Genomic DNA, 24,021 nt, shown 5'->3' with positions numbered 1-24,021 from the left:
AGAATGCGGGGGTGGCACCCCGCGTGAGCTACGGAACCTTTCGCGCGCGGTGTCCGTGTTTCGGGGTGGGCCGGTCCGCATCGCAGAGCGTCGGCCCGGAAAGTACGGGCCGAGGAGGGCCGGGTGACGACCTATGACGATCGAGCGAGCCTCACTGATCTGACCACCACCGCGGAGCGGGTGCGCAGGTCGGTGGAGAGCGTGATCGAGGGCAAGCCGGAGGTCGTACGGCTTTCGCTGACGGTGCTGCTCGCCGAGGGACACCTCCTCATCGAGGACGTCCCCGGCGTCGGCAAGACGATGCTGGCCAAGGCGCTCGCGCGGTCCATCGACTGCTCGGTGCGCCGCATCCAGTTCACGCCCGACCTGCTGCCCTCGGACATCACCGGTGTGTCCATCTGGGACCAGCAGCGGCGCGACTTCGAGTTCAAGCCCGGCGCGATCTTCGCCCAGATCGTGATCGGCGACGAGATCAACAGGGCCTCGCCGAAGACCCAGTCCGCCCTCCTGGAGTCCATGGAGGAGCGCCAGGTCACCATCGACGGGAAGAGCTACGAACTGCCGAGCCCCTTCATGGTGGTGGCCACGCAGAACCCGGTCGAGATGGAGGGCACGTACCCGCTGCCCGAGGCGCAGCGCGACCGCTTCATGGCCCGCGTCTCCATCGGCTATCCGAGCGCGGAGGCCGAGCTGCAGATGCTGGACGTGCACGGCGGGGTCTCGCCGCTCGACGACCTGCAGCCGGTGGCGCACGCCCACGAGATCGTGAAGCTGGTCGACGCGGTGCGCTCGGTGCACGTCGCCGACCCCGTGCGGCGCTACGCGGTCGACCTCGTCGCCGCGACGCGCACCCACCCGGACCTCAGACTCGGCGCCTCCCCGCGCGCGACGCTGCACCTGCTGCGCGCGGCCAAGGCGTCCGCGGCCCTCAGCGGCCGGGAGTACGCGCTGCCCGACGACGTACAGGCGCTGGCCGTCGCCGTCCTCGCGCACCGTCTGCTGCCCACGGCCCAGGCCCAGCTGAACCGCCGCACGGCCGAGCAGGTCGTGCTCGACATCCTCCAGCGCACCCCCGTCCCGGCCGCCGACTCGCGCGCGCCGGGCGCCTTCGACCACACACCGCCTCCGGCGTACGGCGCGCAGCCGCCCGGCTCGCGGAGGATCTGATGTCGGCAGGGGGGCACTACGCGGCGGGGCCGGGGGGCGCCTTCGCCGACGCGGACGGGCCGGGTGAGGACCGGGGCGACCGCAGCGGGCTGCGCACCGCGCTGGCCGGACTGACCACACGCGGCCGCTCCTTCCTCGCGGCGGGCATCGCCGCGGCCGTCTGCGCCTATGTGCTGGGCCAGAGCGACCTGCTGCGCGTCGGCCTGCTGCTCGCGGTGCTGCCCCTGGTCTGCGCCGGCGTCCTGTACCGCACCCGCTACCGGGTCGCGGGCAGCCGCCGCCTCAGCCCCGCGCGCGTACCGGCGGGATCGGAGGCCCGGGTGCAGCTGCGGATGGACAACATCTCGCGGCTGCCCACCGGCCTGCTGATGCTCCAGGACCGGGTGCCGTACGTGCTCGGTCCGCGGCCCCGCTTCGTGCTCGACCGGGTCGAGGCGGGCGGCCGCCGCGAGGTGTCCTACCGGGTCCGCTCGGACCTGCGCGGCCGCTATCCGCTGGGCCCGCTCCAACTGCGCCTGACCGACCCCTTCGGCATGTGCGAGCTGACCCGCTCCTTCTCCTCGTACGACACCCTGACGGTGATCCCGCGCGTGGAGGCGCTGCCCCCGGTGCGGCTGTCCGGGGAGGCCAAGGGGTACGGGGACGGGCGGCAGCGCTCGCTGGCGCTGGCCGGCGAGGACGACGTGATCCCGCGCGGGTACCGCTACGGCGACGATCTGCGCCGGGTGCACTGGCGCTCCACCGCTCGCTACGGGGAGCTGATGGTGCGCCGCGAGGAGCAGCCCCAGCGGGCCCGCTGCTCGGTGCTCCTGGACACGCGCGGCGCGGCCTACGCGGGCGCGGGCCCCGACTCGGCCTTCGAGTGGGCGGTGTCCGGCGCGGCGTCGGTCCTGGTGCACATGATCGAGCGGGGCTTCTCGGTGCGGCTCCTGACCGACCGGGGCGGCGCGGTCGCGGGCGAGGGCGGTGACGGGTTCACCGGTTCCGGCCAGGAGTCGGCGGACGCGGCTGGCCTGCTGATGGACACGCTCGCGGTCGTCGACCACTCCGACGGCTCGGCCCTCTCCCCCGCCTACGACGTGCTGCGCGGGGGCAACGAGGGGCTGCTGATCGCGTTCTTCGGCGACCTGGACGAGGCGCAGGCCGCGATCGCCGCGAAGATGCGGCGGCGCAGCGGCGGCGCGGTGGCCTTCGTGCTGGACAGCGAGGCGTGGACGCAGGGCACGGGCTCCCAGCTGTCGCCCGGATGCGCGGAGCGGCTGCGGCTGCTGCGCGAGGCGGGCTGGACGGCGGTGGCGGTGCCCTCGGGCGCCTCCCTGGTGGAGATGTGGCGGCAGGCGGACCAGGAGCGCTCGGGCGTCCTGTCCGCGCCGCAGGGCGGCAGTGGGGGCTGGGCATGAGCGGCGGTACGCGACTTTCGATCAGCGCGACGCTGGCGACGTTCCTGGCCACCTGCGCCCTGCTTCCGCTGGTCGACAAGTCGACGTGGATCGTGCAGGCCGCGATCCTGCTGGTGATCCAGGCGGCGGTGGGCGCGGCCGCCCGGCGGGTGCCGCTCGCGCGGGCGCTGACGGTCACCGTGCAGGCCGTGGTCAGCCTGCTCCTGCTGACGCTGGTCTTCGCGCGGGAGCAGGCGCTGGGCATGGTGCTGCCGGGCCCGGAGGCGATCCGGCACTTCGGTGATCTCCTGGCGGCCGGCGGCGACGACGTGAGCCGGTACATGATCCCGGCGCCGCTGTCGGAGGGCATCCGGCTGATGCTGGTCGGCGGCGCGCTGGTGATCGGCCTGGCGGTGGACGCGCTGGCCGTGACGTTCCGCAGCGCGGCCCCGGCGGGGCTGCCGCTGCTCGCCCTGTACTCGGTGGCGGCCGGTCTGTCGGAGGGCGGCACGGACTGGCTGTGGTTCCTGCTCGCGGCCGGCGGCTATCTGCTGCTCCTGCTCGCCGAGGGCCGGGACCGGCTCTCGCAGTGGGGCCGCGTCTTCGGCGGCGCCCGGCGGCCGGGGCCGGGCGGGCGGTCCCCGATGGCGGACGGCGGCGGCGCGCTCGCCCCGGTCCGCACGGGCCGCCGGATCGGTGTGCTGGCGCTGGGCATCGCCCTGGTGGTGCCGCTGGCGCTGCCCGCCCTGGACGGCGGCCTGCTGGGCCCGTCCGGCAAGGGCGTGGGCAGCGGTCCGGGCGGCGGCGGCACGATCTCGGCGGTCAACCCGCTGGTCTCGCTGCAGAACAGCCTGAACCAGCCGGAGGACCGCCAGGTCCTCGCCTACCGGACGGACGCGGAGCAGACCGCGGACCTGTACATGCGGATCGTGGCGCTCGACGAGTTCGACGGGACGAGCTGGCGGCCTTCGGTGCGCAGCATCACGGACGTCCCCTCGCAGCTGCCGACTCCGCCGGGGCTGGGCCCGGACGTGCGGCGCACGGAGATCGAGACGCGGATCTCGGCCGCCGACTGGTACGCCCAGGACTGGCTGCCGATGCCGTACCCGGCCTCCGAGGTGTCGATCGACGGCCGCTGGCGGTTCGAGCAGGTGGGCCGCACCCTCGTGGGCGACCACGGGCAGACCACGCGCGGGAAGCAGTACACGGTCAAGTCGCTGATCGTGCAGCCGACACCGCAGCAGTTGGCGAACGCGGGCGAGCCGCCCGCCGACATCGCCCGCGAGTTCACCAAGGTGCCCGAGTCGTTCCCGGACGTCGTGCGCGCCACGGCCCGCAAGGTCACGGAGGGCGCGTCGAACAACTACGAGCGCGCGGTGAAGCTCCAGGACTGGTTCGCGGCCGAGGGCGGGTTCACGTACAACACGCAGGTGTCGGCGGGCAGCGGCTCGGCGGCGATCGCCCGGTTCCTGAAGGAGAAGGAGGGCTTCTGCGTCCACTTCTCGTTCTCGATGGCGGCGATGGCGCGGACGCTGGGCATCCCGGCCCGGGTCGCGGTCGGCTTCACTCCGGGCTCGCCCGAGGGTTCGGGCCGGTACTCGGTGGGGCTGCGCGACGCGCACGCCTGGCCGGAGCTGTACTTCGAGGGTGTGGGCTGGACCCGCTTCGAGCCGACGCCGACCCGGGGCACGGTCCCCGAGTACACGCAGGAGGACACCCCGGCGGACGACCCGAGCGATTCGGCGGCGCCCAGCGCGGACGCGTCGGCGGCTCCGTCGGCGGCGGAGCCGTCCACGTCCCAGAGCTGTTCGCTGATCGAGCGCAAGGAGGGCGGCTGCAACAGCGCGGCTCCGGCCGTGGTGGGCGGCTCCTCGGACGACGGTCCGCCGTTCGGCACGATCCTGCTCGTGTCGCTGGCGGTGCTGCTCGTGCTCGTGGTGCCGATGCTGCCGATGCTGTGGCGCCGGCGGATCAGAGCGCGCCGGCTCGGCGCGGCCGGCCGTACGGACGCGGACGTGGTGGGGCGGACGCTGGCGGCCTGGCGTGAGCTGACGGACACAGCGTGGGACCACGGCATCCCGCCGGACGACTCGCAGACCCCGCGCGGGACGGCGGCCCGCATCGTGCGGCTCGGCCTGCTGGAGCCGGACGCGGCGGAGTCGGTGCGGCGCGTGGCCTCGGCGGTGGAGCAGGTGCTGTACGCCCCGCAGCCTCGGCCGGTGGCCGGGCTGGGCGAGGACGTGCGGCGGGCGCACGACGGGCTGCGCGCGAAGGTGAGCCGCCGGACGCGGCTGCGGGCACTGCTCGCGCCCCGCTCGGCCGTCCGGGTGGTGTGGGCGCTCTCCGAGCGCGGGGAGTCCCTCCGGGTGAGCGCACGCACCCGCTGGGCGGCGGTCCGCTCCCGTCCCTCCGGCCAGCAGGGCTGAGCATGACGAGGGCCCCGGCCGATCACGGCCGGGGCCCTCGTCATGCCGTCACCCGGGTCAGGCCGACAGGCCGTCACCGAAGCGGGTGACCCGGACCTGCGGCTTACGAACAACCGGAGCGGTGGCTTACGCACAAAGGGTGACCGCCCGGCGGGCGGTCACCCTTCTGCGTACACGTCTTCCGCGTGCGGAGCCTCCCGCACGCGCAGCTCTGCTCCGGCTCAGTGGCCGCCCTGCTCGTCCCTGCGCTTCTGCCAGCGCTGCTCGATGCGGTCCATCATCGACCGCTTCTGCCGGGCCTGGCGTCGTGCCGCGGGTGCGCCGGGCGCTCCCGGCACGGCTCCCGCCGGCTGTTCACCCGGCTTGGGCGCCTTGCGCCAACCGGTGACGGCGAGCACCGCGCAGCCCAACATGACGAGGAACCCCACCACGCTGATCCAGATCTGTGTGAGGACCATTCCAGTCATGAGGAGCGCGATACCCACCAGGAAGCCCGCGACTGCCTGGTAGACCCGACGTCGGGTGTACGTACGCAGCCCGCTTCCCTCAAGCGCTGTCGCGAACTTGGGATCTTCGGCGTACAGCGCTCGCTCCATCTGCTCGAGCATGCGCTGCTCGTGCTCCGAGAGCGGCACGGAGTCCTCCTCATCGTGCAGTCGCCGGGGCGACCGGGGGTCCCCTTCAGGATAGGCAGGGAATCGCCCCCGTGAAACCCGCCCCTCTACGCCAACTTCACCATCGCGGACCGCCGCGCGCCGCTCCGGCTCACTGGGGCGTCATTCCCCGGCGTCCGGCTCGTCATGCCCGGCGGTCTCCCTCGATCATACGGCGCCGAGCGCCGTATCGGGGGGCCTGTCGCGTACTCCGTCTGCCGCTGCGCCGCTGATCAGCGCGGGATCACAGGAGTGACTCAGGCCCCTTCGGTCGTCCGCTTCTCGCCGAGCACGTGCAGCTGGGTCGCCACGGCGTGGAAGGCGGGCAGCTCGGCGGCCGCCGCCTCCAGCTTCAGGAGCTCCTGGAGCGCGCCCGGCTCGGTGTCCACGAGGACTCCGGGGACGAGGTCGGCGAAGACCCTTACGCCGTGCACGGCGCCGACCGCCACCCCGGCGTCGGCGACGAGACCGGAGAGCTGCTCGGCGGTGAAGCGCCGCGGCACCGGGTCGCCCTCGCCCCAACGGCCCGCCGGGTCGTCGAGGGCCTGCCGGGCCTCCTTGAAGTGCCCGGCGAGGGCCCGCGCGAGCACGGCGCCGCCGAGGCCGGCGGCGAGCAGGCTGAGCACGCCGCCGTCGCGCAGCGCGTCCACCGCGTGCCGCACGCCCTCGGCCGGCTCCTCCACGTACTCGAGGACGCCGTGGCACAGCACCGCGTCGAAAGCGGCGTGCTCGACGACGTCGAACAGGCCGGAGATGTCGCCCTGCACGCCGCGCACCCGGTCGGCGACGCCGGCCTCGGCGGCACGGCGCTCCAGTGCGAACAGCGCGTTCGGGCTGGGGTCGACGACCGTGACGCGGTGGCCGAGGCGGGCCACGGGCACCGCGAAGTTCCCGCTGCCGCCCCCGGTGTCGAGGACGTCGAGGGTGTCGCTGCCCGTGGCCTTGGCCCGCCGGTCGAGGGCGTCCTGGAGCACGTCCCAGACCACGGCCGTCCGCAGCGCGGCGCGGGGCCGGAGCGGCTCGGCGCGCTGCGGCGCCGGCTGCGGCTGGGACGAGACGGGCGGGCGCATCGGGTCCGACACGGCTGAGACTCCTCGGCGCGGCTCCGGCTGGTGGCGGAGCGTGAACAGGTTCGGGCGCCTCCACCCTAATGGGCCGGGGCGGACGCCCACGCCATCCGCGTCCACCGCTCACCTGCCGGCCGATTCCGCGGCGCCCGGGCGGTCCCGCGGCAGGCCGCCCGGCCGGTCACCCCGCGTCGGGCACCTCCCGGCGGGCCGGGCGCTCGTCGTCCTGCTGCCGGGGCTGCGGAAGGACCGGCTGCAGGACGAGCAGGCGCTCGACGAGGCGCAGGAACATCGCCACGTCGCGCAGCAGGTCGTCGGCGTCGCGCGGGCTCGCCGCGCCGCGTATGCCCGCCTCGGCGCGGGCCCTGCGGGTGGCGCCCGAGGCGAACAGGGCGCTCCATTCGGTCAGCTCGGGGGCGATCTCGGGGAGGACCTCCCAGGCGCTGCGGATCCGGGCGCGGCGCCGGGGCGTGGGCTCGGGCCTGCCGCGGGCGGCGAGGACGGCGGCGGCGGTGCGCAGGGCGGCGAGGTGGGCCGTCGCGTACCGCTCGTTCGGAGTCTCCAGGGCGGCGGCCTCGTCGAGTCCGGCGCGGGCCTGGGCGAGCAGCTCGAGGGCGGCGGGCGGGGCACCGGCCCGGCGGAGCACCGGGTGGACGTCGCTCGCCGGTCCGGTCAGTGAGGGGGCATGGGCAGGGCCGGTGGCGGCGCGGCGGCCTGCGGCGGCTGCGGTGGGTGCCTGATGTCCAGCCATGACGAACCTCCTGTCGTCTGTGTGACGGCGCAGTGGCCGTATGTGCCCATCGTGGGGTACGCCACTGACAATCCGGCCTGACCTGCGGTTTTGCTTCGCTCAGGGGTTCGGGCTATTTTTGTACTGACCAGTCAGTTCAAAAGAGTCGGTTCAACAGATTCAACAGAGGGGGCGGTCGTGGACGCGGACGGCCGGGAGGACGGCGCCGCCGTCACCGCCGCGGGGTTCGGGTTGAAGGGGCCGCGCGGCTGGGCGTTCCGGGGCGTGGACATCGACGCCCCGGCCGGATCGCTCGTCGCGGTCGAGGGGCCGTCCGGGAGCGGGCGGACCTGTCTGCTGCTCGCGCTCACGGGGCGGATGCGGCCGAGCGAGGGCACGGCCCGGGTCGGCGGACTGCGGCTGCCGAAGCAGATGGCCGCCCTGCGCCGGGTGAGCGCGCTCGCGCACGTGCCGGGGGTGACGGACCTCGACCCGGCCCTCACCGTGGCCGAGCACCTGAAGGAGCGGGCCCTGCTGCAGCGCCGCTTCGGCGGGGGGCTGCGCGGGCTGCTGCGGCCGCGCGCCGAGCGGGTGACCGAGGCGAAGCTGCGGATCGACTCCGCGCTGGCCGCCGCGGGCCTCGACCGCGAGAGCCTGCCGAAGGGGTCCCGCACCGCCGTGCGCGACCTGGAGCGGATCGAGGCGCTGCGGCTCTCGCTCGCCCTCGCGCTGATCGGCCGGCCGCGCCTGATCGGGGTCGACGACACCGACCTGAAGCTGTCGGACGCCGAGCGGGACGCGGTCTGGGAGCAGCTGCGGTCGATCGCGGCGGCCGGCACGACCGTGGTGGCCGTGTGCAGCGAGGCCCCCGAGGACACGATCGTCGTCTCCACCGCCCCGGCACGCTCCGAGGCCGAGGGCACGACGCAGGACACGGCGGAGGCCGCGTCGGAGAAGCCGGCCGACGCGAACGACACCGACACCGACACGGACACGCACACCGACACCGACGGGGGGACGACGGACGATGCGCTCGCCGAAGCTGGCCGCTCTTGAGCTCAGGCGCTTCGGCAGGGGGAAGCTGCCGCGCGCCGCGCTCGTCGCGCTCCTCCTGCTGCCGCTGCTCTACGGGGCGCTGTACCTGTGGTCGTTCTGGGACCCGTACGGGCGGCTCGACAAGATTCCCGTCGCGCTCGTCAACGACGACAAGGGGGCGACCGCCGCGGGCCGGAAGATCACGGCGGGCGACGACATCACCAAGGGGCTGTACGAGAGCGACACCTTCCAGTGGCACGAGGTCAGCGCCGCCCAGGCCGCCCAGGGCGTCGAGGACGGCACGTACTACCTGTCACTGACGATGCCCGCGGACTTCAGCAAGAGGATCGCGTCCAGCTCAGGTGAGGCGCCGGAGACGGGCGCCCTGAAGGTGCGCACGAACGACGCGAACAACTACATCGTCGGGCAGATCTCCCGGACGGTGTTCTCGGAGGTGCGCTCGGCCGCCTCCACGAAGGCGTCGCGCTCCTTCCTGGACAAGATCTTCATCTCCTTCTCGGACATCCACGACGCCACCCAGAAGGCGGCGAAGGGCGCGGACGAGCTCAAGGGCGGCATCGGCAAGGCCAAGAAGGGCTCCAAGGACCTCGCCGACGGCCTGAAGGACGCCAAGAAGGGCAGCGGCGACCTGGCGAGCGGCCTGAAGAAGCTCGACAAGGGCGCGGGCGACCTGGAGACCGGTTCGAAGCAGGTCGCGGCCGGGACCCAGACGCTGGCCGACAAGGTGAACGGCACCTCCGACAAGGTGCTGCCCTTCCTGAAGAACAACAAGAAGCAGATCGCGGACACCGCCCGCCTGGTCGCCGACTCCGCCAAGGGCGTGCGGCACAACCTGGACACCCTGGTGAAGGTCGCCCCGACCGCCCGCAAGGGCGCGCACGCGGGCTCCGACATCCTGGCCGCGATCTACGAACAGCGCTGCGAGAAGGCGCTGCTCGACGACCCGGCCTGCCCGGACCTCAAGAAGGCCGCGACGGCCGCGGACGACGTCGCCACGGTCTCGGACGACCTGGACACGCTCATCCAGGACGAGCACGGCAACCTGACCCTCATGGACCGCCATCTGGCCACGCTCCAGAAGCAGTCCGAGGAGCTGGCCCGGCGCGCCCCGACCCTCGACCGGGACGTCGAGAACGCGGTCGCGCAGATCAACCGGCTCAACAAGGGCGCGGGCCAGGTCGCCGCCGGCGCGAAGAAGCTGCACACCGGGCTCGGCACGGCACACACCGGCTCGACCGAGCTCGACAGCGGCGTCGGCCGGCTGAAGACCGGCGCGAACGACCTGTCCGGCGGCATGTTCAAGCTCGCCGACGGCTCGGGGAAGCTCGCGGGCGGTCTGCACGACGGCGTCGAGCAGATCCCCGACTACGACAAGAAGGACCGCGACCGGCGCACCGACGTGATGGCCGACCCGGTCCAACTGGCCTCCCAGTCGCTCCACAAGGCGCCCAACTACGGGACGGGCTTCGCGCCCTACTTCATCCCGCTCTCCCTGTGGGTGGGCGCGATGGTCGCCTACATGCTGATCCAGCCGCTCAACCGGCGGGCCCTCGCCGTCGGCGCCTCCTCCTGGCGCGTGGCGCTGGCCGGCTGGCTCCCGGTGGCCGCGCTCGGCCTGCTCCAGGTCGGCGCGCTGATGGCCGTACTGCACTGGGCGCTCGGCCTCCAGATGCTGCACGCGGCCGGCACGATCGGCTTCCTGTGCCTGGTCACGGCGTGCTTCGCGGCCATCGTCCAGTGGCTGAACGCCCGTTTCGGCGCGGCGGGCCGCATCCTGGTGCTCGCGTTCCTGATGCTCCAGCTGACCTCGGCCGGCGGCACGTACCCCGTGCAGACGAGCCCGGGCTTCTTCAACGCGCTGCACCCCTTCCTGCCGATGACCTACGTGGTCGAGGCGCTGCGCCGGCTCATTTCCGGAGGGGGGCTCGGCCCGGTGTGGCAGGCGTGCGCGGTGCTGACCGCCTTCACCCTCGGCGCGCTCGCGCTGACGGCCCTGAGCGCCCGCCGCAAGCAGGTGTGGACGCTGGACCGGCTGCACCCGGAGCTGAGCCTGTGAGCGCGGCCACAAACGCACCTGTGAGAATCGGGGGCATGGAAAGCAGCACACGGCGCCAGGCCACCCGGCAGAAGCTCTACGAGGCCGCTGTCACGCTCATCGCGGAGCAGGGTTTCTCCGCGACGACGGTCGACGAGATCGCGGAGCGCGCCGGCGTCGCGAAGGGCACGGTCTACTACAACTTCGCCAGCAAGTCGGTGCTCTTCGAGGAGCTGCTGCGGCACGGCGTGGGGCTGCTGACGGCCTCGCTGCGGGACGCGGCGCGCAGGACGGACGAGCGCGGCGGCAGCAAGGTCGACGCGCTGGACGCGATGATCCGCGCGGGTCTCGTCTTCATCGACCAGTACCCGGCGTTCACGCAGCTCTACGTGGCGGAGCTGTGGCGCACGAACCGCGCCTGGCAGTCCACCCTCGCGGTGGTCCGCCAGGAGGCGGTGGCCGTGGTGGAGGGCGTGCTGCGGGGCGCCGTGGAGGGCGGCGAACTGAGCGACGAGATCGACGTGCCGCTCACGGCGGCCGCCCTGGTGGGCATGGTCCTGGTGGCGGCACTGGACTGGCAGGCGTTCCAGCCCGAGCGGTCCCTGGACGACGTGCACGCCGCGCTGTCGCTGCTGCTGCAAGGGCGGGTGGGCGGCGGGCAGCCGCTGACCGGGAAGGCCTGAGGCGCCGCGCGGGGAACGTGAAGCGCCGGTCCGGTGCGGCCTGTGGTCGTCCCAGGCCGTACCGGACCGGCGCATCCCCCGTTGTTCCCCCGTTGAACCCCGTGCGGTCTCCCCCGGGTCCCCCGTGCCTCGCTCCCACCCGTTCGGGTGAGAGGAGCGGCCAAGGACGCTGCTTCCGTTCCGCCGCCCCGTGTCGGCGGTGCCGGGAGCCGCGCCCCTCTCCGTGGTCTCCACTCTCTCGTCATCGCAGGTCGGACCCATCCGCGTACCTACTCATCTCCGCGTCTAGGTACGGATACTCAGACCCGCGTGATCGTCCCCAGGCACACCGAGTGCCCTACTGGTTACGCTCTCCCCCGTGTCCGTACTCCCCCTGGTCTTCACCAGCGGCTGGGCGAGCGGCATCAACGCGTACGCGGTGATCCTGCTGCTCGGTGTCTTCGGCGCGACCGGGCTGAGCGACGACGTGCCCGAGTCGCTGCAGCGGCCCGACGTGCTGATCGCGGCCGGCGTGCTCTTCCTGTGCGAGGCCGTCGCCGACAAGATCCCGTACGTGGACTCGGTGTGGGACACGGTGCACACCGTGATCCGGCCGGTGTCGGGCGCGGTCGTCGGGGCACTGCTCGCCGGGCAGAGCGGCTCCCTGTCGGATCTCGCGGCGGGCGCGATCGGCGGGTCCACGGCGCTGGCCAGCCACACCGTGAAGGCCGGGACGCGGATGGCGGTGAACACCTCGCCGGAGCCGATGTCGAACTTCGTCCTGAGCACCGCCGAGGACCTGGGGGTCGGCGCGATCGTCACGTTCGCGATGTTCCATCCGGAGGCGGCCGCGATCATCGCGGCGGTGCTCCTGGTGCTCGGCCTGATCCTGCTGTTCCTGCTGGTGCGGCGCATCCGCCGGTTCCTGCGGCGGCGGGCGCAGCGGCGCGAGGAGCGGCGGCTGGCCCGCGCGGTGCCACCACCCTGACCTCGCGGCGGCGTTGTCGGTGGCGGCGGATAAAGTCGCCCGCATGGCACGAATTGCGGTGATCGGCGCGGGCATGGGCGCCATGGCGGCCGCCGCTCGGCTGGCCGTCGCGGGCCACCGACCGGTGGTGTTCGAGCGCGGGGCGACCTACGGCGGCGCGCTGGGCCGGTTCGAGCGCGACGGGTTCGCGTTCGACTCGGGCCCGGGCCTGCTCCTGCTGCCGGCCGTGTACCGGGATCTGTTCGTGAAGACCGGCAAGGAGCCGCTGGAGGACGTCGTCGGTCTGACGCAGATCGAGCCCGCCGTGCGGCACGTCTTCGCGGACGGCACGACGACGGACCTGCCGAACGCGCGGCGGGCGGGTGTCGCCGAGGCGCTCGACGCGGCCGTGGGGGCGGGCGCGGGCGCCCGCTGGTCGGCGTTCATGAACCGGGCGCGGGAGGCCTGGGACCGTTCCCGGCGCCCCCTGCTCGAAGAGCCGCTGTGGCCGAACTGGGAGGTGCTGGCAGAGCGCGAGCCGTACCCGGCGGTGGTGCACAAGCGGCTGCTGCGCAAGGACCGCGCGGCGAGGACGCTGGCGGAGATCGGCGCGCTCGAGCTGGCCGGCGAGCCGCGTCTGGTCGCGCTCCTGGAGCAGTACGCACTGGCGTACGGCCTCGATCCCCGTACGGCTCCGGCGAGCGCGGCCGTGCTGCCCTACATGGAGCAGACCTTCGGCACCTGGGCCGTGACGGGCGGCATGCGGGCGCTCGCGGACGCGGTGCACGCGCGCTGTGTACGCCGCAAGGTCGAGTTCCGCTTCGGTGCGGACGTGCGGCGGATCGTCGTGAAGGACGGGCGCGCGGCGGGTGTGGAGCTGGCCGACGGATCGGTGGAGGACGCCGAGTTCGTGGTGGCCGGAGTCGCGCCGGGGGTGCTGGACGGGCTGCTGCCGGGCACCGCGCCGCGCGGCGCGGTGCCCGCGCAGTCGGAGGCGGCGGCGCCGAGCCGGCTGACGGTGCATCTGGCGCTGTGCGGGGAGCGCCCCGAGGACACGCCGCACCGCACGGTGGTGCACGGCACGGACCGGGCGGCGGAGGCGGCCTGGCTGTTCGACGGCGCGCCGCGCCCCGGGAGACCGACGGTCGCCGTGCTGCGCACCGGGGACGCCGGGCAGGCCCCCGAGGGGCACGAGGCGGTCACGGTCATGGCGACGGTGCCGAACGGCGCACGCGTGGGCGAGGACCTCGTGGCCTCGGTCGTGGCGGCGGCCGGGCGCGCGGTGCCCGGTCTCGGCGAGCGGCTGCTGTGGCAGGAGGCCCGCACCCCGCAGGACGTCGCGGAGGCGACGGGCGCGGTGGGCGGCGCGGTGCCCGCGCCCGCGCTCGCGGCGGCGTCCGGCCGTCTGCTGCACGCGGCGAACGGGACGGAGGTGCCGGGTCTGCTCGCGGTCGGCGGCTGGGCGCATCCCGGCGGCGGGCTGCCGCACGCGGGCATGTCGGGCGCGCTGGTCGCGGGGCTGATCGTGGAGGGCCCGGGCTTCCAGGGCTCCCAGTGAGCGCGACAGGCCGGTGAACGCGACAGCCGCCGGGCGCGGACCCGGCGGCTGTGGCTGCTTCTGCCTCTGCGTCTGCTGCTGAAGCTGCGCTGAGGGATCCGGCTCAGTACCGGTACTGCTGCTCGTTGTACCCGTTGTCGTATCCCACGTTCGGGTCGTGCTGCGGGTAGGCCGGGTACGGCTGCTCGGGCGGCAGCTCCCCGCCGTAGTTCTGCTGCTGCTCTTCGCCGCTGCGCTGCTGCGGGACCCAGACGCCGCCGGGCGGGGTGTCCGAGCCGTAGCCCGCGGCCGTGGCGTACGGGTCGCTGTACTGCTGCTGCCCGCCGCCGGTCGCGTACGGGTCGCCGTACTGGGGCTGCTCCGGATAGGTCTGGCCGCCGATGTACGGGTCCGAGTAGGGCGCGGCGTAGGGCTGCTGCTGGGCGCCCGTGTCGTAGCCGTAGTTCTGCTGCTGGTCGTAGCCGAAGGCGTTGGTGTCGTAGCCGTAGCCCTGCGGGTCGTGGGCGGCGGGGCCCGCGCCGGCCTGGGCGTAGGCGGAGTCGCTGTAGACGCCGTACTGGCCCGTGTCGTCGGGCATCGGCTCGGGGGCGTAGACCGCGGTGGACTCGGCCGGGGACTCGGGGGCGGCGGGGCCCCAGGTGTCGTGCGAGCCCTGCCCGTACTCCAGGTCCGAGACCTCGAGGGTCGGCTCCTGGTGGACCGGCTCCTTCTTCCGGCGGCGCTTGGGCGCGCCCGCGCCTTCCGCGTCGTCGGCGCCGCCGGCCTTGAGGGACCAGCCGGCCTCGAAGCCGCGGCGGAAGGACAGCGTGACGTACGTCTGGCCGACCGCGAAGGCGATGGCGCCGATCCCGATGACGATCACCGAGGGCATCAGGACGCCGAGGACCACACCGAGGAAGCCGACGAACGCGAGCAGGCGCCAGCGCAGCCGCGCCTTGTTCTGCAGCAGCACCTCACCGAGGAGCCACAGCGCCACCAGTCCGAACGCCGCATAGAGGACCGCCCAGCCCATGTACGCCCCTCTCGTACGGCCGAGGCCCCCGCGGGTACGGCCGATCAGGCCCGCTGGTCGTGCAGGCCCAGATTCTCGTAGATTTCCAACGTCGCAGTGGAGTTGTTGAGCGTAATGAAGTGCAGACCCGGCACGCCTTCGTCAAGCAGCTTCGCGCAGAACTCCGTCGCGAACTCGATGCCAATGGAGCGTACAGCGGCCGGATCGTCTTTGGCTGTGAGGATCCGCTCTTTCAGAGCCGGGGGGAAGTCCGCGTTGCTGAGCTTGGGCAGCCGCTCCAGCATGCGGACACTGGTGACGGGCATGCACTCCGGGATGATCGGAGTGTCGCAGCCGGCGGCGGCGACCTTGTCCCGCAGTCTCAGGTACTCCTCCGGGTAGAAGAACATCTGGGTGATCGCGTAGTCGGCGCCCGCGCGGCACTTGTCGACGAAGTGCCGCACGTCGGAGTCCCAGTCCGCGGAGCGCGGGTGCATCGCCGGGAACGCGGCCACGCCGACGCAGAAGTCTCCCGACTCCTTGATCAGCTCGACCAGTTCGGCCGCGTACGTGAGACCCTCGGGGTGGGCGAGCCACTCCCCCATCGGGTCACCCGGCGGGTCGCCGCGCACCGCCAGCATGTTCCGGATCCCGGCGTCGGCGTACTGCCCGATGATGTTGCGCAGCTCGGCGACCGAGTGCTCGACGGCGGTGATGTGGGCGACCGGCGTGAGCGTCGTGTCGGCGACGATCTGCTGGGTCTCCTTGACGGTGCCGGCCCGCGTGGAGCCGCCCGCCCCGTACGTGACGGACACGAAGTCGGGGGCGACGGCCTCGACACGGCGCAGCGCGTTCCACAGGTTGCGCTCGCCCTTGGGGGTCTTCGGCGCGGAGAACTCGAACGAGTACGTCGCCTTGCCGGGCGTGAGCATGTCGCGCACGGTGCGGGCGCGATCAGTCCTGGTGGAAGCGGTGCCTAGGGCCATACGGGCAGGTTACTGACGGAGGTCGACTGTCCCAAATCCCTGTCCAGCCTGCGGACAGGTTCCGGACAGTGGCGCCTTGCCCGCTGGTCAGCGGGCCGGTCGGCGACCGGTCACAGGGACCGCAGGCGCTTGGCGAACTCGGCCGCGGCGGCGCCCGGATCGTCGGCCTCGGTGATGGCGCGGACGACGACGACCCGGCGGGCGCCCGCGTCCAGGACCTCGTCCAGGTTCGTCAGGTCGATGCCGCCGATGGCGAACCACGGGCGGTCGGTGCCGAGTCCGGCGGTGTGGCGCACCAGGTCGAGGCCGGGCGCGTACCGGCCGGGCTTGGTGGGGGTGGGCCAGCAGGGGCCGGTGCAGAAGTAGTCGACGCCCGGCTCGACGGCGGCGGCGTCGGCCTCCGCGTCGGAGTGGGTGGAGCGGCCGATGAGCACGTCGTCGCCGATGATCGCGCGGGCGGCGGGCACCGGGAGGTCGCCCTGGCCCAGGTGCAGCACGTCGGACGCGCTCGCGTGGGCGACGTCCGCCCGGTCGTTCACCGCGAAGAGCTTGCCGTGGCGGCGGGCGGCCTCGGCGAACACCGCGAGGTGCTCCAGCTCCTCGCCGGCCTCCATGCCCTTGTCGCGCAGCTGCACGATGTCGACGCCGCCGGCCAGCACGGCGTCGAGGAACTCCGGCAGGTCGCCCTGACGCCTGCGGGCGTCGGTGCACAGGTAGAGCCGTGCGTCGGCGAGCAGGTCACGCTTCGGGTCGGCCATGGGAATCCCCCGTCGATGGGCACCGGTGTGCGCGGCCCCGCGGGGGCCGCGCACACCGCTCGGTTGTCAGGTTCAGACGGCGAGCGCCTGGGCGCGGCGCTTCACCTCCGTGCCGCGATTCTCGCTCAGGGCCTGCGCGGGCGTGCCGGGCAGGGTCGCGTCGGGGGTGAAGAGCCACTCCAGCATCTCTTCGTCGGAGAAGCCGTCGTCCCTCAGGAGCGTCAGGGTCCCGGTCAGGCCCTTGACGATCTTGTCGCCGTCGATGAAGGCGGCGGGCACGTGAAGGGCCCTGTTCTCACCGCGGCGTACGGCGATGAGCTGACCCTCCTTCACCCACTGCCGCACACGCGTCACCTCGACGCCGGTCTGTTCGGCGATGTCGGGGAGGGTGAGCCAGTCGGGGACGAGAGCATCGATCTTTGCGTCAATCTCGGTCACAGGACAAGCCTGCCATCCCGGACTGACAGTCGGAAGCCGGGCCCGCCCGACCAGGCGTTCAGGCCGCGGCGGACTTCAGCGGACGGGCCGGGTCGGCGAGCAGCTCCGGGTCGAGCGCGGTGCCCGCCTCGATGAGCTTGCGGCCCTGGGCGAGGTCGCGGGGCTTGCCCACGGCCAGGACGGCGACCAGGGCGCCCTCGCGCAGCCAGCACACCGACCAGGCGGCCCCGGCCGGGTCGCCCCGCCACACGGTGGCGTCGGCGGCGGCGTGGTGGCCGGCGTACTGGACGAAGCGGCCGAACTGCTCGGACCAGAAGTAGGGCACCGGGTCGTAGACGGCCGGGGTGGTGCCGATGATGTTGGCCGCGACGGTGCGGGGGCCCTGCAGCGCGTTGTCCCAGTGGTGGACCATCAGGCGCTGTCCGTAGCGGGCGGAGGGGAACGAGGAGCAGTCGCCGACCGCGTACACGTCGGGCACGGAGGTGCGCAGTCCCGCGTCGGCGACGACCTCGTGGTGCTCGCCCAGGGCGAGGCCCGAGCCGTCGAGCCAGGCGGTGGCGGGGCGGGCGCCGATGCCGACGACGACGGCCCCGGCGGGCAGCCGCGTCCCGTCGCCGAGGACCACGACGCCGGGCTCGACCCGCTCCACGCGCGCGTGGGTGCGCAGCTCGGCTCCGGCGTCCGCGTACCAGGCGGCCATCGGGGCGGCGACCTCCGCGGGCAGCGCTCCGGCCAGCGGACGCTCGGCGGCCTCCACGACGGTGACCCGGCAGCCCGCGTCGCGTGCGGCGGTGGCGAACTCGGCGCCGATCCAGCCGGCCCCGACGACGACCACGTCGTGCTGCTCGGCGAGGACCGGCCGCAGCCGCTCGGCGTCGTCCAGGGTGCGCAGCAGGTGGACTCCGGGGACGCCGTCGGCGCCCGGGAGGCGGATCGGTTCGGCGCCCGTCGCGACGACCAGGACGTCGTACGGGACGGGGCCCGTGGCGGTGTCGAGCTCGTGGTCGGCGGGGCGCAGGCCGGTGACCTCGCGGCCCAGCTGGAGGGTGACGCCGAGGGCCTCGAAGTCGACGTCGAAGGCGGAGCCCTCGGCCTTGCCGAGCAGGACGGCCTTGGAGAGCGGCGGCCGGTCGTAGGGCTGGTGGGGTTCGGCGCCGATCAGCGTGACCGCCCCGGTGAAGCCCTGCTCGCGCAGCGCCACCGCCGTCTGCACGCCGGCCATGCCCGCGCCGACCACGACGACGTGCCGGTCGCCCGGGGGCGTCTCGTTCCCGCTCTCCTGATCGCTCACAAGGTCACCTTAGGCACCCGTGAGGGCGTGGGTCAGCGGCCCGGGCCACTCGCGTTCCGTGACGTCCTGCACACGTGTCACCGGTTTAGTGATCAAGGCCCCGCGATCATCCCCGCGCGGCAGGCGCAGGGATCTCCTCGACGACGCTCGTGCCGCTGCCCTCCTGCGACTCCCACTCCCAGGTCTCGTCGAGCCGGACCCGGCCGTCGGGCAGCTCCGAGACGGTGGAGACGCAGTGCCCCGAGGACGTCGTCCCGTCGGTCTTCAGCTGGACGTAGCGGAAGTCGAGCCGGTCGTCCGCGCGGGTGCCCACGAGGTGGCCGCGCACGATGTCGCCGCCTTCGTAGGAGGCCCATATCCGGCCCTCCTCCTCCCTGTAGGCGAAGCGGGTGCGGGTGCCCACCTGACCGGGGGCCTGGTCGGTCACAGGGGCGAGGAAGAGTCCGTCGAGGGATCGGGCCACGGGCTGGGCTCCCTTACTGGGTGGCATACCGAACGGCTAGGGTGGCCAACGTAAAGCACTCGCGGGAGCCCGTACGCAGCGGGCTGAGAGGGAGGCTGGAGCGGCCTCCGACCGTACGAACCTGATCCGGGTCATGCCGGCGAAGGGAGGGGCTGGACGCCCATGTCGCGTACGCCACCTGTCAGCGGGTCCGCCACCGACGTCGTGGTCGTCGGGGGCGGCATCATCGGTCTGGTGACCGCGTGGAGGGCCGCGCAGCGCGGTCTGTCCGTCGCGGTCGTGGACCCCGAGCCGGGCGGCGGCGCTGCCCAGGTCGCGGCCGGAATGCTGGCCGCCGTCACCGAACTGCACTACGGCGAGGAGACGTTGCTCGCCCTGAACGTCGAGTCCGCGCGCCGCTATCCGGACTTCGCGGCCGAACTGTCCGAGGCCGCGGGCCACGATCTCGGCTACCGCGCGTGCGGCACGCTGGCCGTCGCCCTGGACGCCGACGACCGCTCGCACCTGCGGGAGCTGCACGCGCTGCAGCTGCGCTCGGGCCTGGAGTCCGAGTGGCTGTCGGGCCGTGAGTGCCGCCGCCTGGAGCCGATGCTCGCGCCCGGCGTGCGCGGCGGCCTGCGCGTCGACGGCGACCACCAGATCGACCCGAGAAGGCTCGCGGGCGCCCTTGTGACGGCCTGCGAGCGCGCCGGCGTCGTCCTGCACCGGACATGGGCCGAACGGCTCTCCGTCGTACGGGACCGGGCGCGCGGCGTCGTCCTCGCCGACGGCACGGAGCTGGCCGCGGAGCAGGTGGTGCTCGCCGCCGGCAGCCGCAGCGGCCGGCTCGCGGGCGTCCCCGAGGCCCTGCTGCCGCCGGTGCGCCCGGTCAAGGGCCAGGTGCTGCGCCTGACCGTGCCGAAGGCGTACGCGCCGTTCCTGAGCCGCACCGTCCGCGCGGTCGTGCGCGGCGGCAACGTCTACCTCGTGCCCCGCGTCAACGGCGAGCTGGTCGTCGGCGCCACCACCGAGGAGCTCGGCTGGGACACCACCGTCACCGCCGGCGGTGTCTACGAGCTGCTGCGCGACGCGCACGAACTCGTCCCCGGCATCACCGAACTGCCGCTGACGGAGACGCGCGCGGGCCTGCGCCCCGGCTCCCCGGACAACGCGCCGATCCTCGGCCCGACGGCCCTGCCCGGCTTCCTGCTGGCCACCGGCCACTACCGCAACGGCGTGCTGCTGACCCCGGTCACCGGCGACGCCATGGCGCACGCCCTGGCCACCGGTGAACTCCCGGGCGAGGCCCGCCCGTTCACCCCCCAGCGCTTCAGTACCTCTCGACCGGCCCTCTCGGAGCAGCCCGCATGAACGTGTCCGTGAACGGCGAGCCGCGCACCGTGGCCGCCGCGACCAAGCTCGACGAACTGGTGGCCACGCTGACCACCGCCCCCTCCGGCGTCGCCGCCGCCCTGAACGAGACCGTCGTCCCGCGCACCCAGTGGGCCGCGACCGCGCTCACCGAGGGCGACCGGGTCGAGGTCCTCACCGCGGTCCAGGGAGGCTGAGCGACATGGCGGACGACGCACTCGTCCTCGGCGGCACGACGCTCTCCTCGCGTCTCATCATGGGCACGGGCGGCGCCCCGAGCCTCGACGTCCTGGAGCGCTCCCTGGTCGCCTCCGGGACCGAGCTGACCACGGTGGCGATGCGCCGCGTGGACGCCTCGGTGCACGGCTCCGTGCTCTCCGTCCTGGAGAAGCTCGGCATCCAGGTGCTCCCCAACACGGCGGGCTGTTTCACCGCGGGCGAGGCCGTCCTGACGGCCCGCCTCGCGCGCGAGGCGCTCGGCACGGACCTGGTGAAACTCGAGGTGATCGCCGACGAGCGCACTCTGCTGCCCGACCCGATCGAGCTGCTCGACGCGGCCGAGACGCTCGTGGACGACGGTTTCACCGTGCTCCCGTACACGAACGACGACCCGGTGCTCGCGCGGAAGCTGGAGGACGTGGGGTGCGCGGCGGTCATGCCGCTCGGCTCACCGATCGGCTCCGGGCTCGGCATCCGCAACCCGCACAACTTTCAGCTGATCGTCGAGCACGCGCGCGTGCCGGTGATCCTGGACGCGGGCGCGGGCACGGCCTCCGACGTGGCGCTCGCCATGGAGCTGGGCTGCGCCGGTGTGATGCTCGCCTCCGCGGTGACCCGCGCGCAGGAGCCGGTGCTGATGGCCGAGGGCATGCGGCACGCGGTGGAGGCGGGCCGCCTCGCCCGCCGCGCGGGCCGCATTCCCAGGCGCCACTTCGCCGAGGCGTCCTCGCCGACGGACGGGATGGCCCGCCTGGACCCGGAGCGCCCGGCCTTCTGAGCGGGTCGCACCGGGTCACAGGTCTGCTGCAGTACCTCCCGGGCGGGCGGGGCCTGTCGGTCACTCCTCGTACACTCGCCTGCGTGGACACGACCCTTCAGGACCCGCTGCTCGGGCAGGTGCTCGACAGCCGGTACCGCGTCGACGCACGGATCGCGGTCGGCGGGATGGCCACGGTCTACCGGGCCGTGGACACCCGCCTCGACCGCGTGCTCGCGCTCAAGGTGATGCACCCCTCGCTGGCGGCCGACGCCTCGTTCGTCGACCGCTTCATCCGCGAGGCCAAGTCCGTCGCCCGTCTCTCGCACCCGAACGTGGTGGGGGTGTACGACCAGGGCACCGACGGCGCGTACGTGTATCTGGCGATGGAGTACATCGCGGGGTGCACGCTGCGTGACGTGCTGCGCGAGCGCGGGGCGCTGCGCCCGCGGGCGGCGCTCGACATCCTGGAGCCGGTGCTCGCCGCGCTCGGGGCGGCGCACCGCGCGGGTTTCGTGCACCGTGACATGAAGCCGGAGAACGTCCTGATAGGGGACGACGGTCGGGTCAAGGTGGCGGACTTCGGCCTGGTCCGCGCGGTGGACACGGTGACGAACACGACGGGCGCGGTGCTCGGCACGGTCTCGTACCTGGCGCCGGAGCAGATCGAGGACGGCACGGCGACGCCGAGCGTGGACGTGTACGCGTGCGGTGTCGTGTTCTACGAGATGCTCACCGGCGGCAAGCCGCACTCCGGCGACACCCCGGCCCAGATCCTCTACAAGCACCTGAACGAGGACGTGCCGCCGCCCTCTGCCGCCGTCCCGGGCCTGCCGTACGCGCTGGACGAGCTGGTGGCGTCGGCCACGGCCCGCAACCCCGAGGTGCGGCCGCCGGACGCCGTGGCGCTGCTGTCGCAGACGAGGGAGGCGCGGGCCACGCTGTCCGACGCCGAGCTCGACACGGTGCCGCCGCAGGCGCGCGAGACGGACCACTCGGGCGCGGACGACCGTACGAGCGTGATCCCTCGCGCGGTGCGCACCGCCGGGGTGCAGATGTCGCTGCCGGCCGAGCCGCTCCAGGACGCCCTGCACCGCACGAGCCGCCTGGAGACCCCGCCGCCCGCCGCCCCGCCCGCGCCCCGCGGCCCGGCCGGCGGCCGGGCCCCGCGCCGCGGTCTGCTCGCGATCGTCGCGGCGGTCCTGCTGGTGCTCGGCGTCGGCGCGGGCGTCTGGTACATCAACTCGGGCCAGTTCACGAAGGTCCCGGCGCTGCTCACCAAGACGGAGGCGCAGGCCGAGAAGCGGCTGGACGCCGCCGGTCTCCAGGCGGGCACGACGCGGTACGCGTACAGCGGCACGTACGAGCGCGGCACGGTCATGGCGACGGATCCCGAGGCCGGTGCGCAGATCCGGGACGACGGCACGGTGACGCTGACCGTGTCGAAGGGGCCGAAGACCGTGAAGGTCCCCGACCTGAAGGGGACCTCGCTCGCCACGGCGAAGAGCGACCTGAAGCACCGGGGCCTGTCCCCGGGCATGGTCACCGAGCAGTTCGACGAGGAGATCCCGAAGGGCTCCGTGATCAGCACGGACCCGGCGGCGGGCACGACGCGCGACTCCGGCACCGCGGTGGCCCTCGTGGTCTCCAAGGGCTCGCCCGTCGACGTCCCGGACGTCACGGGTCAGTCGGAGCAGGACGCGGTCGCCGCGCTGGAGGAGCTCGGGCTCAAGGCGAAGATCGCACCGCAGCGGGTCGAGTCGCAGGTCGACAAGGGTTCCGTGGCCGCGCAGTCCCCGGAGCACGGACGGCTGGCCGAGGGCGACACGGTGACCCTGACGATCTCCAAGGGCCCACCGATGATCGAGGTCCCGGACGTCACGGGCCTGAAGGTCGACGAGGCGCACGACAAGCTGGAGGGCGCCGGCTTCCAGGTCGACGAGGACCGCGGCATCCTCGGTCTCTTCGGCGACACCGTGAAGAGCCAGTCGGTCGAGGGCGGGGACACGGCGCCCAAGGGCTCCGAGATCACGATCACCATCCGCTGACCGGCACGATCGCTGTCCGCCGACCCGCACGTTCCGCGGCCGCTTCCGTCTCCCGGGAGCGGCCGCGGTCCGTCCGGGCGCGCATGACACCCTGGCCCGGTGAACAGCAGCATCCGCAATCCGATCGGCGGCCATGTGCCGGTGGCCGGGGGCCTCGCCTCCATAGGCCTGTCCTACGCCCGTGAGCTCGCCGCCGAGACCGTCCAGGTCTTCGTCGCCAATCCGCGCGGCTGGGCCACCCCGCCCGGGAACCCGAAGCAGGACGAGGCGTTCCGGGAGCGGTGCGCCGAGGACGGCATCCCGGCGTACGTCCACGCGCCGTACCTGATCAATTTCGGCTCGCACACCGAGGCCACCGTCGACCGGTCCGTCGACTCGCTGCGGCACTCGCTGCGCCGGGCGCGGGCCATCGGCGCGCTCGGCGTCGTGGTGCACACCGGGTCCGCCACCGGCGGGCGGCCGCGCGAGACCGCGCTCGCCCAGGTGCGCGAGCGGATGCTGCCGCTGCTCGACGAACTGACCCACGAAGACGACCCGTTCCTGCTGCTGGAGTCGACGGCCGGCCAGGGCTCCTCGCTCTGCTCGCGGACCTGGGACTTCGGGCCCTACTTCGACTCCCTGGACCGGCATCCGAAGCTGGGCGTCTGCCTGGACACCTGCCACATCTTCGCGGCGGGCCACGACCTGACGGGCCCCGACGGCATGCGACAGACCCTCGACCTGCTGGTGGAGACGGTCGGCGAGGGCCGCCTCAAGCTGATCCACGCCAACGACTCCAAGGACGTCGCCGGCGCCCACAAGGACCGCCACGAGAACATCGGCACGGGCCACATCGGCGCCGAGCCCTTCCGGGCCTTGATGGCGCATCCGGCGACCGCGAACGTCCCGCTGATCATCGAGACACCGGGCGGCAAGGAGGGTCACGCGGCGGACGTGGCCCGCCTGAAGGAGCTCCGGAAGACTCCCTCCGGCGAAGATCACAAAACCCGTTGAGGCATACCCCGAGGGGGCATACGGTTC

At 73.5% G+C, this 24,021-nt stretch carries 22 protein-coding genes and 1 riboswitch; of the genes, 13 read left to right on the top strand and 9 right to left on the bottom strand.

What is annotated here, in order from left to right; genetic code table 11:
- Positions 1–123 precede the first annotated feature (123 nt).
- The 3 genes from IAG42_RS26165 to IAG42_RS26155 are packed head-to-tail and all read left to right on the top strand — an operon-like array spanning position 124 to position 4,972.
- Positions 124–1,167 carry an AAA family ATPase gene (locus IAG42_RS26165; protein WP_188339405.1) on the top strand — a complete coding sequence of 348 codons (1,044 nt, stop codon included), beginning with the start codon at positions 124–126 and terminating at the stop codon, positions 1,165–1,167.
- Positions 1,167–2,567, top strand: a complete 1,401-nt coding sequence (locus tag IAG42_RS26160) for a DUF58 domain-containing protein (RefSeq protein WP_188339404.1) — start codon at positions 1,167–1,169, stop codon at positions 2,565–2,567. Before IAG42_RS26165 ends, IAG42_RS26160 begins: the two co-directional genes overlap by 1 nt.
- Positions 2,564–4,972 carry a transglutaminase TgpA family protein gene (locus IAG42_RS26155; RefSeq protein WP_188339403.1) on the top strand — a complete coding sequence of 803 codons (2,409 nt, stop codon included), beginning with the start codon at positions 2,564–2,566 and terminating at the stop codon, positions 4,970–4,972. Before IAG42_RS26160 ends, IAG42_RS26155 begins: the two co-directional genes overlap by 4 nt.
- A gap of 221 nt (positions 4,973–5,193) precedes the next feature.
- Here the strand turns inward: IAG42_RS26155 and IAG42_RS26150 are convergent, their stop codons facing one another.
- From IAG42_RS26150 to IAG42_RS26140, 3 genes are all read right to left on the bottom strand, one after another.
- Positions 5,194–5,607, bottom strand: a complete 414-nt coding sequence (locus IAG42_RS26150) for a DUF3040 domain-containing protein (RefSeq protein ID WP_188339402.1) — start codon at positions 5,605–5,607, stop codon at positions 5,194–5,196.
- A gap of 275 nt (positions 5,608–5,882) precedes the next feature.
- Positions 5,883–6,707: a methyltransferase gene (locus tag IAG42_RS26145; RefSeq protein ID WP_188339401.1), complete on the bottom strand. Its 825-nt coding sequence runs from the start codon at positions 6,705–6,707 to the stop codon at positions 5,883–5,885.
- Positions 6,708–6,873: 166 nt separating this feature from the next.
- On the bottom strand, positions 6,874–7,443 hold the full coding sequence (locus tag IAG42_RS26140; RefSeq protein ID WP_188339400.1) for an SAV_6107 family HEPN domain-containing protein: 570 nt from the start codon (positions 7,441–7,443) through the stop codon (positions 6,874–6,876).
- Positions 7,444–7,620: 177 nt separating this feature from the next.
- Here IAG42_RS26140 and IAG42_RS26135 point away from each other — a divergent pair, with 177 nt between their 5' ends.
- The 5 genes from IAG42_RS26135 to IAG42_RS26115 all read left to right on the top strand — a co-directional run bounded on the left by IAG42_RS26135 (position 7,621) and on the right by IAG42_RS26115 (position 13,700).
- Positions 7,621–8,478, top strand: a complete 858-nt coding sequence (locus IAG42_RS26135; protein WP_188339399.1) for an ATP-binding cassette domain-containing protein — start codon at positions 7,621–7,623, stop codon at positions 8,476–8,478.
- Positions 8,450–10,534: a YhgE/Pip family protein gene (locus IAG42_RS26130; RefSeq protein WP_188339398.1), complete on the top strand. Its 2,085-nt coding sequence runs from the start codon at positions 8,450–8,452 to the stop codon at positions 10,532–10,534. The genes IAG42_RS26135 and IAG42_RS26130 overlap by 29 nt, the downstream gene beginning before the upstream one ends.
- Before the next feature lie 35 nt (positions 10,535–10,569).
- Positions 10,570–11,196, top strand: coding sequence for a TetR/AcrR family transcriptional regulator (locus IAG42_RS26125; protein WP_188339397.1), 627 nt, complete (start codon positions 10,570–10,572; stop codon positions 11,194–11,196).
- Positions 11,197–11,554: 358 nt separating this feature from the next.
- The gene (locus IAG42_RS26120; RefSeq protein ID WP_188339396.1) at positions 11,555–12,163 is read left to right on the top strand and encodes a DUF4126 domain-containing protein; all 609 of its coding nucleotides are present in this window, start codon (positions 11,555–11,557) and stop codon (positions 12,161–12,163) included.
- A gap of 43 nt (positions 12,164–12,206) precedes the next feature.
- On the top strand, positions 12,207–13,700 hold the full coding sequence (locus IAG42_RS26115) for a phytoene desaturase family protein (protein WP_188339395.1): 1,494 nt from the start codon (positions 12,207–12,209) through the stop codon (positions 13,698–13,700).
- Between the two features lie 103 nt (positions 13,701–13,803).
- Here the strand turns inward: IAG42_RS26115 and IAG42_RS26110 are convergent, their stop codons facing one another.
- From IAG42_RS26110 to IAG42_RS26085, 6 genes are all read right to left on the bottom strand, one after another.
- Positions 13,804–14,712, bottom strand: a complete 909-nt coding sequence (locus IAG42_RS26110; RefSeq protein ID WP_188339394.1) for a hypothetical protein — start codon at positions 14,710–14,712, stop codon at positions 13,804–13,806.
- Positions 14,713–14,756: 44 nt separating this feature from the next.
- On the bottom strand, positions 14,757–15,677 hold the full coding sequence (gene metF / locus IAG42_RS26105; RefSeq protein WP_188339393.1) for a methylenetetrahydrofolate reductase [NAD(P)H]: 921 nt from the start codon (positions 15,675–15,677) through the stop codon (positions 14,757–14,759).
- A 110-nt stretch (positions 15,678–15,787) separates the two neighbouring features.
- Positions 15,788–16,435 carry a thiamine phosphate synthase gene (thiE, locus tag IAG42_RS26100; protein WP_188339392.1) on the bottom strand — a complete coding sequence of 216 codons (648 nt, stop codon included), beginning with the start codon at positions 16,433–16,435 and terminating at the stop codon, positions 15,788–15,790.
- 72 nt (positions 16,436–16,507) lie between these two features.
- On the bottom strand, positions 16,508–16,873 hold the full coding sequence (locus IAG42_RS26095; protein ID WP_188339391.1) for an Rv2175c family DNA-binding protein: 366 nt from the start codon (positions 16,871–16,873) through the stop codon (positions 16,508–16,510).
- A 58-nt stretch (positions 16,874–16,931) separates the two neighbouring features.
- The gene (locus IAG42_RS26090) at positions 16,932–18,164 is read right to left on the bottom strand and encodes an NAD(P)/FAD-dependent oxidoreductase (RefSeq protein ID WP_223206164.1); all 1,233 of its coding nucleotides are present in this window, start codon (positions 18,162–18,164) and stop codon (positions 16,932–16,934) included.
- A 106-nt stretch (positions 18,165–18,270) separates the two neighbouring features.
- Complete coding sequence (locus IAG42_RS26085; RefSeq protein ID WP_188339390.1) at positions 18,271–18,627, bottom strand: hypothetical protein; 357 nt, start codon at positions 18,625–18,627, stop codon at positions 18,271–18,273.
- A 51-nt stretch (positions 18,628–18,678) separates the two neighbouring features.
- Positions 18,679–18,792, top strand: a riboswitch (TPP riboswitch).
- Here IAG42_RS26085 and thiO point away from each other — a divergent pair.
- From thiO to IAG42_RS26060, 5 genes are all read left to right on the top strand, one after another.
- A complete protein-coding gene (gene thiO, locus IAG42_RS26080; protein WP_188339389.1) occupies positions 18,790–19,977 on the top strand; it encodes a glycine oxidase ThiO in 1,188 nt (395 codons plus the stop codon). It overlaps the preceding riboswitch by 3 nt.
- Positions 19,974–20,174, top strand: coding sequence for a sulfur carrier protein ThiS (gene thiS, locus IAG42_RS26075; protein ID WP_188339388.1), 201 nt, complete (start codon positions 19,974–19,976; stop codon positions 20,172–20,174). The genes thiO and thiS overlap by 4 nt, the downstream gene beginning before the upstream one ends.
- Positions 20,175–20,179: 5 nt before the next feature.
- On the top strand, positions 20,180–20,974 hold the full coding sequence (locus tag IAG42_RS26070) for a thiazole synthase (protein WP_188339387.1): 795 nt from the start codon (positions 20,180–20,182) through the stop codon (positions 20,972–20,974).
- A gap of 83 nt (positions 20,975–21,057) precedes the next feature.
- Positions 21,058–23,001, top strand: coding sequence for a Stk1 family PASTA domain-containing Ser/Thr kinase (gene pknB / locus IAG42_RS26065; RefSeq protein WP_188339386.1), 1,944 nt, complete (start codon positions 21,058–21,060; stop codon positions 22,999–23,001).
- A gap of 99 nt (positions 23,002–23,100) precedes the next feature.
- Positions 23,101–23,994 carry a deoxyribonuclease IV gene (locus tag IAG42_RS26060; RefSeq protein WP_223206163.1) on the top strand — a complete coding sequence of 298 codons (894 nt, stop codon included), beginning with the start codon at positions 23,101–23,103 and terminating at the stop codon, positions 23,992–23,994.
- The last annotated feature ends 27 nt before the right edge of the window (positions 23,995–24,021 follow it).

This window comes from Streptomyces xanthii, assembly GCF_014621695.1.
Taxonomy (GTDB): Bacteria; Actinomycetota; Actinomycetes; order Streptomycetales; family Streptomycetaceae; genus Streptomyces; species Streptomyces xanthii.
This window is presented reverse-complemented; position numbering and strand designations above follow the sequence as displayed.

Coding starts and splice junctions, on each gene's coding strand:
- IAG42_RS26160 (WP_188339404.1), top strand. CDS start 1,167: ATGTCGGCAGGGGGGCACTACGCGGCGGGGCCGGGGGGCGCCTTCGCC.
- IAG42_RS26155 (WP_188339403.1), top strand. CDS start 2,564: ATGAGCGGCGGTACGCGACTTTCGATCAGCGCGACGCTGGCGACGTTC.
- IAG42_RS26140 (WP_188339400.1), bottom strand. CDS start 7,443: ATGGCTGGACATCAGGCACCCACCGCAGCCGCCGCAGGCCGCCGCGCC.
- IAG42_RS26130 (WP_188339398.1), top strand. CDS start 8,450: ATGCGCTCGCCGAAGCTGGCCGCTCTTGAGCTCAGGCGCTTCGGCAGG.
- IAG42_RS26125 (WP_188339397.1), top strand. CDS start 10,570: ATGGAAAGCAGCACACGGCGCCAGGCCACCCGGCAGAAGCTCTACGAG.
- IAG42_RS26115 (WP_188339395.1), top strand. CDS start 12,207: ATGGCACGAATTGCGGTGATCGGCGCGGGCATGGGCGCCATGGCGGCC.
- IAG42_RS26110 (WP_188339394.1), bottom strand. CDS start 14,712: ATGGGCTGGGCGGTCCTCTATGCGGCGTTCGGACTGGTGGCGCTGTGG.
- metF (WP_188339393.1), bottom strand. CDS start 15,677: ATGGCCCTAGGCACCGCTTCCACCAGGACTGATCGCGCCCGCACCGTG.
- thiE (WP_188339392.1), bottom strand. CDS start 16,435: ATGGCCGACCCGAAGCGTGACCTGCTCGCCGACGCACGGCTCTACCTG.
- thiO (WP_188339389.1), top strand. CDS start 18,790: ATGTCGCGTACGCCACCTGTCAGCGGGTCCGCCACCGACGTCGTGGTC.
- thiS (WP_188339388.1), top strand. CDS start 19,974: ATGAACGTGTCCGTGAACGGCGAGCCGCGCACCGTGGCCGCCGCGACC.
- IAG42_RS26070 (WP_188339387.1), top strand. CDS start 20,180: ATGGCGGACGACGCACTCGTCCTCGGCGGCACGACGCTCTCCTCGCGT.